General features: G+C 37.7%; 9 protein-coding genes. All 9 read right to left on the bottom strand.

Annotated features, from left to right (window positions below):
* Positions 1-5: 5 nt before the first annotated feature.
* Positions 6-3,581 carry a chromosome segregation protein SMC gene (smc, locus tag AC4BC5_RS05300; RefSeq protein ID WP_490497121.1) on the bottom strand — a complete coding sequence of 1,192 codons (3,576 nt, stop codon included), beginning with the start codon at positions 3,579-3,581 and terminating at the stop codon, positions 6-8.
* Between the two features lie 13 nt (positions 3,582-3,594).
* A complete protein-coding gene (gene rnc / locus AC4BC5_RS05305; protein ID WP_490497506.1) occupies positions 3,595-4,287 on the bottom strand; it encodes a ribonuclease III in 693 nt (230 codons plus the stop codon).
* 355 nt (positions 4,288-4,642) lie between these two features.
* Entirely contained in the window at positions 4,643-6,409 is a 1,767-nt protein-coding gene (locus AC4BC5_RS05310; protein WP_490497507.1) for an oligopeptide ABC transporter substrate-binding protein, read from the bottom strand.
* Between the two features lie 21 nt (positions 6,410-6,430).
* The gene (locus AC4BC5_RS05315; protein ID WP_490497122.1) at positions 6,431-7,348 is read right to left on the bottom strand and encodes an ABC transporter permease; all 918 of its coding nucleotides are present in this window, start codon (positions 7,346-7,348) and stop codon (positions 6,431-6,433) included.
* Between the two features lie 19 nt (positions 7,349-7,367).
* The gene (gene opp4B, locus AC4BC5_RS05320; RefSeq protein ID WP_490497123.1) at positions 7,368-8,330 is read right to left on the bottom strand and encodes an oligopeptide ABC transporter permease; all 963 of its coding nucleotides are present in this window, start codon (positions 8,328-8,330) and stop codon (positions 7,368-7,370) included.
* Positions 8,330-9,274, bottom strand: a complete 945-nt coding sequence (locus AC4BC5_RS05325) for an ATP-binding cassette domain-containing protein (protein ID WP_490497124.1) — start codon at positions 9,272-9,274, stop codon at positions 8,330-8,332. The genes opp4B and AC4BC5_RS05325 overlap by 1 nt, the downstream gene beginning before the upstream one ends.
* The gene (locus tag AC4BC5_RS05330; RefSeq protein ID WP_490497125.1) at positions 9,271-10,275 is read right to left on the bottom strand and encodes an ABC transporter ATP-binding protein; all 1,005 of its coding nucleotides are present in this window, start codon (positions 10,273-10,275) and stop codon (positions 9,271-9,273) included. Before AC4BC5_RS05330 ends, AC4BC5_RS05325 begins: the two co-directional genes overlap by 4 nt.
* Before the next feature lie 189 nt (positions 10,276-10,464).
* A complete protein-coding gene (gene acpP / locus AC4BC5_RS05335) occupies positions 10,465-10,707 on the bottom strand; it encodes an acyl carrier protein (RefSeq protein ID WP_016176251.1) in 243 nt (80 codons plus the stop codon).
* Between the two features lie 130 nt (positions 10,708-10,837).
* A complete protein-coding gene (plsX, locus tag AC4BC5_RS05340) occupies positions 10,838-11,839 on the bottom strand; it encodes a phosphate acyltransferase PlsX (RefSeq protein WP_490497126.1) in 1,002 nt (333 codons plus the stop codon).
* Positions 11,840-11,850: the final 11 nt, after the last annotated feature.

Here is an 11,850-nt window from a genome sequence, read left to right on the forward strand (position 1 = left end):
TCCTTCTACGCTGTTGTAATTTTCCCATCATTAGTCACATCTTCTAGACGGACTGAAACAATTTTTGATACACCTGACTCTTCCATAGTTACACCATATAAGACATTAGCTGCCTCCATCGTACCTTTGCGATGAGTGACAACAATAAACTGTGTATCATTTTGGAATGTTTGTAAGTAATGACCAAAGCGCATAACATTGGCTTCATCAAGGGCAGCTTCCACTTCATCAAGCACACAAAATGGTACTGGGCGAACCTGAATAATGGAAAAAAGTAACGCAATCGCTGTCAGTGCACGTTCGCCTCCAGAAAGTAAGCTTAAATTTTGTAACTTTTTCCCTGGTGGTTGAGCTTCAATTTCAATCCCGGTATTTAATAAATCCGTTGGGTCTGTTAAAACTAATTCTGCACGTCCACCACCAAACATATTAGGGAAAACGACTTTGAATTTCTGACGAATACCTTCAAATACCTCTTTAAAGCGTGTTTTGACCTCTTCATCCATTTCTGACATTGTATCAAATAATTGATTTTTTGCGGCTAATAAATCATCACGTTGACTTGTTAAAAACTCATGTCGTTCATTGACTTGTTGATACAATTCAATTGCGTTTAAGTTTACTGGACCTAAACGATCAATGCGCTGACGTAATTCTTGAATTTCCTGCTTCATTTCTATACTTTTTTCAACTGCTGGATACTTAAATTCCGCAGCTTCAAAAGTTAGATGATACTCTTCTTGCAAATATTGCAGGCGATTATCAAGCAGCATTTCTGCCCGATTTTTTTCGACTTCCACTTTGTTTTTTAAAGCCATTGTTTCTTTTTGTTCGATGTTCAATTGACTCAACTGCTCATCTTTGTTCGTAATCTCTTGTTGAAGACGATAACGCTCTTCACGTATTACTTGTAATTCTTCTTGTAAATTTGCTTTTCTTTCTCTTAACTCCACTACTTGTTTTTGTAAAGATTCCTCAGTCATTTCATGATCTGAAAAATCCATGGATAGAGCAGCAATCTGACGTTCAAGTGATTGTTGACGTGTTGTATGCTCGTCGATTGTTTGATTAATTGAAGCAATTTTTTGCTGCAAATGACTAACTTGTTCCTTGTTCACTGCAAATTCTGCTTTCAATGTTGTTAATTCTTGACTGAGATTAGCACGTTTTTCTTCAATTAAATCTTCTTGTGCGCCTAACTCTTGAATTTCAGCATTAATCAGCGTTAATTGTTTTTCAACAGTTACTTGACGAGCAGTCAGCTCTTCTTTTTGTTCATCATACTCTTCAAAGAAAGCTTGCATTTCACGGTTTTCAAAAGCAAAAATCTGTTGTTCTTTTTTCAAACGTTCTAACTCTGTTTGAACGTGTTGTTGTTTGTTCACCAGCTCTTGTTCTTTCATGCGTGCCTTTTCGCCAATCTCACGTAATTCTTCTACGCGTCCTTGTGCTTCGTTGGCGGCTAGTTCAAATTGTCGCACTTGTTTTTCAGTCACTTGTAGGCGTTGATCTAGCTGTTCAGCTTGTTCTTTTAGCTGGCTTAATTCGTTTGTTTGACCAAATAAATTACTTTGATTGCCGCGTTTAGTTGCGCCACCAGTCATTGAACCACCGGCATTCATTACATCACCATCTAAAGAAACAATGCGATAACGGTATTGTAAAGCACGAGCTAAAGCATTGGCACTTTCTAAATCTTCTGCAATTAAAATAGGTCCCAATAAATTTTCAACAATCATTTGCACGTTTTCAGGATAGGTTACTAATTCACTAGCAACACCTAAAAATCCGTTGACTGTTTCTGCTTGACGACGAACTGCTTCTGAGAGAGTACGAGGTCTAATCGTTGTCATTGGTAAAAACGTTGCACGACCGCCACGATGCTGTTTTAAAAACGTAATCCCTGTTCGAGCATCTCGTTCATTCTCAACAACAATATGCTGTGCTGCACCACCTAATGCCGTTTCAATTGCTAAAGCGTAAGTTGAAGGAACTTCAATCAACTCCGCTACGGCACCTACAATTCCCGCTAATTCTTGTTTATGTTGCAAGACCAGACGAACCCCTTGATAAAATCCGGTATAGTTGTCTTGGATGTCTTGCAGACTTTTTTGACGAGCTTTCACTTGTTGCAACTCATTCATTAATTGATACATTTTCTTTTGCGCTTCTGCAAAATGTTGTTGATTCAATTGGATTTTTTCTTTGGTCTGAGCATAGGTACTGCGTTGTTCTGCTAATTGTTGTTGAGCTGTCGTTAGTTCTTGCGTCAATTGTTTTAGTTGCTGCTCTTTGGCTGTTACGTCAGCACTAATCGTTTGTTGTTTAGCTAAGCCATTTTGATTTTTCGCCATTTCTTGTTGATATTGACGTTCTAAATATTTTAATTCATTCCCAATATTGGCCTGCTCTTGCATCGAATCAACGTATTGACCTCGCAATTCAGCAATCACTTCTTTGGTTGTTTTCTGATATTTCGACAGTTCAGCCTCTGCTTCTGAAATTCGTTTTTCCATCTGTTGAACTTGGCCATTTTTTTGTGACAGTTCTTGAATGAATCGCGTTTTTTCATCTTCTAACTCACTGATTTTTTCAGAAACTTCTTCAAAGTTCTCTTGGTATTCTTGACTACTTTTCTGCGTATGCTTCGAACGTTCTAGCAAAACTTCTTGCTGTCCTTCTGCTTGTTTTAACGCTTCAACCACGCGCAAATGTTTTTGATTGCCATCTTCTAATGTTTGATCTAATGTACTACGACGTAAGCGCCATGCTTGCAGTTGTGTTTCTTCGTTATGAATCGCCTGTGCAATTGTTTCTAACTGCTTATTCAGCTGATCAAATTGTGCTTGAGTAGCCTCCCAAATTACTTTTGCGTCCTTCATTTCAGCTACGGTATAAGCAACATCAACTTGTGTAAATTGTTTTTTTAATTCTAAATAGAGTTTAGCCGTTCTACTTTGCTCTTCTAAGGGTACCAGCTGATCTTCTAATTCATAAATAATGTCTTGCACACGACTTAAATTATCTTCTGTTTCAAATAATTTTTGTTCCGCCTGTTTTTTGCGCTGTTTATACTTAAGTACACCCGCAGCTTCTTCAAAAATACCTCGACGATCTTCTGGTTTACTACTAAAAATTGCTTCTACTTTTCCTTGAGAAATAATGGAAAAGGACTCTTTCCCTAAGCCAGAGTCCATAAATAATTCTTGAATATCTCTTAAACGACAACTTTGTTTATTTAAGAAAAAGTCACTTTCTCCACTACGACGTAAGCGGCGAGTCACGCTGACTTCACTATAGTCTACGGGTAGATAGTTATCTGTATTGTCTAAAACTACTGTAACTTCTGCGATATTTAATGCCTTACGTGAATCTGAACCAGCAAAAATGATATCTGGCATTTTTCCACCACGCAAATTTTTTGCCGATTGTTCACCTAACACCCAACGAATCGCTTCGGTAATATTACTTTTTCCACTTCCATTTGGTCCTACGACAGCTGTTACACTATTTTCAAAATCAATGACTGTGCGATCAGCAAATGATTTAAAGCCAGCTATCTCAATTCGTTTTAAATACACCTAGTTTCCTCACTCATTCTTCTAAGTGCCCAAGCGCGTTAGCTGCGGCATCTTGTTCTGCTAATTTTTTTGATTTTCCGTGACCTTTACCAATTAATTCACCATCACAAAAAACTTCTGTCCAAAATAAACGTTCATGAGCCGGACCTTCTTCTTTCACAAGTCGATAGTCGATTAAAACATCACCTGAACGTTGTAAGACCTCTTGTAAACGGGTTTTATGATCCATCTCATGTGAAAAAGCACCTGCTTTGACTTTTGGAAATACAATTTTGCCTAAAAATTCATGCACTGCTTTCAACCCTTGATCTAAATACAATGCGCCTAAAAATGACTCAAATAAATCACATAACAATGACGGACGCTTACGTCCACCTGAATTTTCTTCTCCTTTACCAAGACGGATATAACGATCAAAATGACATTCCTTGGCAAATTTGGCTAAACTATCTTCTCTAACAATTGCTGCGCGTAATTTCGTTAAACGCCCTTCTGGTACAGTCGGAAATTGATTGTACAAAAAGCGTGAAACTAATAATTCTAACACAGCATCGCCTAAAAATTCTAAACGTTCATTATCAGATAGCTGTAAATTACGGTGCTCATTCACATAAGATGAATGGGTAAATGCCTGTTCCAGTAAACTAACATCGCGAAACACAATGTTAAACTTTTCTTTTAGTTCGTTGATTAACTGATTATCCATTCGTTCCATTCCTTTATTCTTTTTATTCACACTGTTCCATTATACTGTTTTTTCCTTAATTAGGAAACGATTGACGTACAATCGAATAGAAAACTTTGGGAAAATTTAGTTCTTTATCATAAAAAATCACTAGCTCACAAACGAGACTGTCAAAAAAGTTAAATGACAACTATTTTTTGCTTTGTGGTTAAATGTGCCTCCTTAAAATCCCTTAAAAAGTAGCTTATTACAGCAGGTACACTTCTGTATACTAGAGGTTTCAAACTTGAGCGAAAATAAAAAGTTCTGATTTTCAATTTTTCGAAAATCAGAACTTTTCAACTAGCCCTCACAAACTAGCAATTTTTTAATTAATTTAACGTTTTTCAGCTGTCACACCTAAGTCTGCATACACGTAATGATCTAAATCACGAGAAATGTCGTAACCTGTCACCCGTTCCGCTACTGGCACCACTTCATAAGCATACGTTGTTGGAATCACATAAGCTTCATCAAAAACATATGCTTGCCAATCGCTATAAAGTTGTTTTTCTTTAGCTGGATCTAATGCCTCGGTACTGGAAAGAGCAGCTAGCAGCTCCTCATTTTTTTTAGAAACAAAGCGTGTATAATTAAATACGCCAGTTTCATTATAGAGGCTCGCTGGATTTGGATCATAACCTGTTGACCATCCTGCCTGGTACATATCTATGTTTGGATTATCCTTTTCTAGCATCTCATAAAAAGAATTTATCTCAATTAAACGCCCTGTGGTTAATTCCACATCCAAACCAACTTCTGACCATTGCTGAATATAATACTCCGCTAATGCTTGGGCGGTATCACCACCATCTCGAAAAGCAAAATTAATTTTAAATGGTTTCCCTTCTGGATCTTCACGGATACCATCGTCGTTTGTATCTTTGTACCCCGCTTTATCTAATAATTCGTTGGCTTTTTCAGTATTATAGGTAAATCCTGAAAATGAATTATCGTGTAATGAAGTAAATGCCGGAACAATTAATGAATTTGCACGAACTTGTAAGCCGTTGTATAGCTGATTGGCAATTGTTTCATTATCAATCGCATAGCCAATTGCTTGACGTAATTCTTTATTTGCCATTTTAGCTTTAGGATTATAAATATTTTTCGCTTCTTTGGCATCCCAATGCCCCATTTTAAACCCAATGTAGTTATAGGATGTTTGTTGTTGTCCTAGGATGTCATAGCCTTCTGATTTTTGCCAAGACGTATATTCAGCTGTGGGCATGCCAATATAAATGTCATACTCTTTTGCGGCAATTGAAGCGGTGGCAGAAGCGATTGGTACTTTTTTCATGACAATTTTAGCTAGTTTTGGTTTTTCGCCATAATAATATTCATTGGGTAAAAATTCTACCGATTCTCCCGGAACAATTTTGCTTACATAATACGGACCAAACGACACAGGATTTTTACGCACGGCATCAGATGTCTCCATATCTTTAACCGAGATATTCTCAAACACGTGTTTTGGCATCACTGAACTCCACACACCACCGCCACCTTGTAGCATCGACGGCGTGAATTCTTTATACGTAATGACCACTTCTTTTTCATTGATTTTTTCGATTCCAGAAATAGCATCCGCTTTGCCCTCATGGTAATCTTCAATGCCTACGATGTTACGAATATTATTATTATAACGTACACCAGCATATTCTTTGTCGGCAATTACTTCATAGGTAAAGATAATGTCATCTGCCGTAACACTTTCACCATCGCTCCATTTTAAGTCATCACGAATAGTTAAATGAACTTGTTTTTGTTTTTCATCAAACGTTATAGCAGCAGCACCATCACGAATGCGAAGATTTTCATCATACGTGAATAATGGTTCATCCGCAGGTTCAAAGAAGTTTGAATCTAGTATATTTGTTGCAAACGTTCTTGAAAAAACACCTGTAAAGTCATTGGAAGAAACCTGTGCAATTTCTAATGTTTGCCCTTCAATCGCTTTTCCTTTATTTTTTACAGCAGGCAAAAAGGTATGTTCTTTCTTTTCCTCTGTATTTTCTATCTCATCAATTTTATTACTAGTACAAGCAACCGATGTCAAGCCCACTCCTGCGACTGTGACTAAACCAATTAATATCTTTTTCATCATTTCTGTCCCCTCCTTATTTTACCCTAAGCGCTGACGAGCATCCGCTGTACGTTTCAATGCTTGTCCAATATAGTTGATACTTCCCATTAAGACTAGAATTAACAGAGCTGCGGGAACCCAAATCCACGGACGATTAGCCAATGTCTCTGAATTATTCGCATACGCTGTTAAAGTTCCTAAACTTGGTGTTTTTGCTGGTAGACCAAATCCTAAGAACGTTAAACTGGTTTCAATTCCGATATTTGCCGCAAAACTCATCGTGACATTCGTAATAATCAATGAACTGACATTTGGCAACAATTCACGGAAAATAATTTGATAATCAGAAGTTCCTAATGTTTTTGATGCGCTTATATAATCTTGTCTTGATTCAGATAACGCTTTCGCACGAAAGAGACGCGCTTTATTCACCCAATAAAAAGCTGACATTAGCCAAACCAACGTGAAAGCATTGTAACGTGGCACAATTGTCACTAGGACAATAACAATTAGCATAATTGGTAAAATCATAATAAAATCAACAACTCGCATTATTATGCGATCAATCACCCCACCATAATAACCAGCAATCAAACCAACAACAACACCCATGATTGAAGTAAGCAGCGTAATAGCAAAACTAATGAAGATAGAATTACGTGTACCAAAAACTAATAAACCAAATATATCACGACCCCCTTCATCTGTCCCTAGAAGATATTTATGACCAGTCATTGAAATATCTCCCGGACGTGCAAAGCGATCTAAAATATTAATTTTAGTGACAACATCTTGATCCAGAATCATTGAACCAACGAAAGCAAATAATAAAATAATCATTAGTAAAGTTAACGAAGCAACTGCTAAGTTGTCTTTTTTAAACTCTCGAGCAATCATTCGTATGCCCTTAGGTGGGATAGATACTGCTGCTGGTTGCGTTGTTTGTTCTGTTGACATCTGTAACGTCCCTCTCATTTTACTGTATTCTAATTCGTGGATCGACCATACTCATAATAATATCTGATAACAATGAGCCAATTAAAGTTGCTACACCAAACAATAAGATTAAGGCGATAATAACTGAATAATCACGTTGATTGATACTAGAGATAAATAAATTGCCAATCCCTGGATAGCTAAAAATTTGTTCAATCATCACTGAACCTGCAATCAAACCTGTGATTTCATAGCCTAGCATTGAGACAATTGGTAAAGAGGCATTACGGAAAATGTGCTGATTGAAGACTTTGCCTGTCGGTACACCTTTTGCACGAGCAGTACGAACATAAGCCATTTGTTTGGCATCGATGACTTCACTACGCAAATATTGAATCGTGACAGCGGTTCCTAATAACGCTTGAACCGTTGCTGGTAAAATAACATGATACAGCTGACTGACAAAATACCCAAAAGTTCCTGGTACAGCATCAATCGATACACTCCCACTTGTTGGGAACCAACCTAATTTAAACCCAAAGATATAAACCATTAGTAAAGCTAAAACGAATGTTGGTACAGCAAAACTGATAAAATTATATGCACCCACAGTTTTATCAAACCACGAATGTTGGTAACGACCTGCATACAGCCCTAGAGGAACTGCAAGAGCATAAGTTAAAATTACTGAAACAATGGATAAACGAAGGGTATTGCCGATTCGTTGCCCAATAACTGTTATCACATCATATTTATACATATAGCTGATTCCGAAATCACCGTGTAAGGTATTTTTAATCCAGTGAAAATATTGGATATACCATGGATCATAAAAACCTGCTGCTTGTCGTAATTCTTCCAAACGAGCAGGATCAGTTGACGGAGCAATTAATCCTGTGAACGGGTCTCCTGGCATCATTTTAGCCAACCAAAAAATGACTAAACTCAACATAACAACTTGAGGAATCATTAAAAGTAAACGACGTAGAATGGTTTTCCACATTAGTTGACACCCCCATGATTTAACGCTACTTGATGGCTTTTTGTATAATCAATTAAATCATAGACGCGTCCGTTTTCGTCATAATACTCTTTTTGGTGGATTTGATATTCTTTTTCAACTGCGCGACGGTGCGCCTTGTACTGCTTACGATTATGCACATCCATTTGTGGGATTGCTGATAATAAACGTTTGGTATAAATATGTTGGGGATCCTTATAAATATCTGCGCGTGTCCCTTTTTCGACAAAACGTCCCTGATACATAATCGCAATATTATCACACATATGTTTCACAACTCCTAAATCGTGTGAAATAAACAGATAACTTAATTGATATTCTTCTTGAATTCGTTTCATAAAGTTCAACACCTGTGCCTGCACCGATAAGTCTAGCGCTGAAACAGGTTCATCAGCCACAATTAGTTTAGGATTTGAGGCAGCGGCACGGGCCACGCCTAACCGTTGTCGTTGCCCACCTGAGAATTCATGAGGATATTTATAAAGAGTATCTTCCGGCATGCCAACAATATCTAATAGCTCCTTCACACGTTTTTTCTCTTCTAAATCGCTCAAACGCTCAAAATTACGCATTGGTTCCGCAATGATGTCTAACACTCGCTTCTTCGGATTCAAACTCGACATTGAATCCTGGAAAATCATTTGAACCTCTTTGTGGTAATTCAGTTTTTTGCGTGTAGCTGCTTTCGTAACATCTTGTCCATCATAGATAATCGAACCACTTGTGACTTTTTCTAGCCCCACAATGGCTTTACCCGTAGTTGATTTGCCAGAACCAGATTCACCCACCAAACCATACGTCTTTCCTTTTTCAATTGTGAAATCAATCCCATCTACAGCATAGACTTGGTCAGTAACTAAATTGAAAAAACCACTACGAATAGGATAATGAATTTTCAGATTATTAATTGTCATTAATTCTGTCATATATCCGACTCCTCGCCTTTGAAATGGAATTGTTTGTAGCACGTACATCGAACAAAATGATCCGATGCTACTTCATGAAAAGTCGGATTTTTTTCGTGTGCTTTTTCTGGAATCCAGGGAATGCGCGAAGCAAAGCGACATCCGTTACGCTTCATCTGTTCTAACGATGGTACAACACCATCAATCACATGTAACTTACCAGCAGTTTCTTCCTGTGGTATCAATTGAAGAAGTGACCGTGTGTAAGGATGCTTAGGGTTCTCAAATAATTCTTCTACTGTTGCAACCTCTACAAACTGTCCGCCATACATTACAGCTACACGGTCAGCCATTTGCGCTACGACACCTAAATCATGCGTGATTAGGAGAATCCCAGCTTCAGTTGCTTGTTGTACATCTGTTAATAAATCTAAAATTTGGGCTTGAATTATCACGTCCAGTGCAGTTGTCGGTTCATCCGCAATGATAATTGATGGTTTACAAGCAATTGCAATTGCGATAATGATTCGTTGACGCATCCCACCCGATAATTCATGCGGATACTGACGACCTACACGTTTAGGATTAGGAATACCGACTTGTTCCAATAATTCCAAAGTACGATTTTGACGCTCTTGTTCGTTCATCGATGTGTGGTACGATAAACCTTCTTTAATCTGATCTTCAATCCGCATTAAAGGATTTAGTGCGGATAATGGGTCTTGAAAAATCATGCCAATGTCATTGCCACGAATTTTGTTATAGCGTGTTTCATTCAAATTCGCTAAATTTAAGCCGTTATAAATAATCTCGCCCGTAATTTTTGTTTTTAAAGGATCATGTAACCCCATAATGGTGCTGGCAAGAGTGCTTTTTCCGCAACCTGATTCACCTACAACCGCTAAAATTTCATTACGATTTAATATAAATGAGACATCATCGACAGCATCAAAATAGTCATCTTTTATTCGAAAACTAGTATGCAGATTGCGAACCTCTACTAGCTGTTTATCTGCTGGCAAGCTGCTTTCCCTCTCTTCTAAAAATAATCGTTTAATTATATAAAGTTCGTGAATTTCCTTTTTACAACTATATTAACCGCTTAATAATTATATAGAATGAACTTTTCATTTGCAAGTCATACTCCAAACGGCAAGACACAAAAAGAAGGTGATTAAATGCCTGAACATTTAATCACCTTCACCAAGGTATTAAGCTAAATGGGTTGCAATATAATCTACTGCTGCACCGACTGTTTGGATTTGTTCTGCATCTTCATCAGAAATCTCTGTACCAAACTCTTCTTCCAATTCTAACACAAACTCCATCACACTAATAGAATCCGCATTCAAATCATCTTTAATACTAGTGGCATCCGTTACTTGATTAGGATCCACTTCAAAGTGATTTGCGATTACATTGGCTACTTTTGTAAATACTTCCTCACGCGTCAATTGCATTCACCTCCACGCTTTTGACCAAAGTCTAAAAAGAGCTACGCCATATTTTACGACTTTCTTTGGCATTTGTCTAGTTTTTTTTGCATTTGCATGACAAAGATGTCATTATGATTACATAAAAAACTTATTCTGAGCCTTTTTCTTCAAATTGATGGACTAATTTGCCCACTACATCTGTTTCAAGCATTGTATGAATTTGACGAATCGTGGTTGCAACAGCTTCAGGTCCAGTTGATCCATGTGTTTTGACAACAGGGGCTTTCAAGCCAAAGAGCACCGCACCACCATATTTTGCATAATCCATCTCATCTTTTAAACCACTTAAAGCATCTTTTAATAACAGTGCTCCTAATTTCCCTTTAACGCCTGCACCTAAAATTGCTTGTTTTAACAGACTCATAATGTTCATTGCTGTTCCTTCAATTGATTTTAACACAGCATTTCCAGTAAAACCATCTGTCACAACGACATCAGCCACGCCGTTTAATAATTCGCGAGCCTCGACATTGCCGACAAAATGAATTGCTGATTCGTTACTTAACAATTCAAAAGCTTTTTTCGTTACTTCACTACCTTTAGTATCTTCTGTACCATTGTTTAACAAAGCCACTCGTGGTTTAGCGATGTTCCGCACATTTTGCGCATAAAAAGAACCTAAGATACCATATTGAAGCAAATGTTCTGCTTTATTTTCAGCATTTGCGCCTAAATCTAACATATCGAAGGCAGCTTCTTGACCAATCACTGGCATCGTCGACATCAAGCCCGGACGCTCAATTCCTTTAATCCGTCCGACGATAAACAATCCTGCCGCTAATAGCGCACCTGTATTTCCAGCTGAAAAAATGGCATCTGCTTCGCCTGATTTGACTGCTTGTGCCGCTAAAACCATCGATGCTTGCTTTTTACGACGAATCGCTTTTACCGGTTCGTCATCACTATTAATTTTTTCATCCGTATGGATAATCGTAATATTCGTTTCATCCGTTATATACTTTTTAATTTCAGCTTCTTTTCCATAAAGTAAAAACTCAATATCGGAAAATTCTTTTTTCGCTAACATGACACCTTCTACAATGGCTTGAGGGGCATTGTCGCCACCCATGGCATCAACAGCAATTTTCATGTGTGTAGCAC

The organism is Enterococcus sp. AMC2644 (genome assembly GCF_058216475.1).

What these genes read in the sequence shown, in the direction of transcription:
- rnc (WP_490497506.1), bottom strand. Translation starts at nt 4,287, where the DNA reads ATGGATAATCAGTTAATCAACGAACTAAAAGAAAAGTTTAACATTGTG.
- AC4BC5_RS05310 (WP_490497507.1), bottom strand. Translation starts at nt 6,409, where the DNA reads ATGAAAAAGATATTAATTGGTTTAGTCACAGTCGCAGGAGTGGGCTTG.
- AC4BC5_RS05315 (WP_490497122.1), bottom strand. Translation starts at nt 7,348, where the DNA reads ATGTCAACAGAACAAACAACGCAACCAGCAGCAGTATCTATCCCACCT.
- opp4B (WP_490497123.1), bottom strand. Translation starts at nt 8,330, where the DNA reads ATGTGGAAAACCATTCTACGTCGTTTACTTTTAATGATTCCTCAAGTT.
- AC4BC5_RS05325 (WP_490497124.1), bottom strand. Translation starts at nt 9,274, where the DNA reads ATGACAGAATTAATGACAATTAATAATCTGAAAATTCATTATCCTATT.
- plsX (WP_490497126.1), bottom strand. Translation starts at nt 11,839, where the DNA reads ATGAAAATTGCTGTTGATGCCATGGGTGGCGACAATGCCCCTCAAGCC.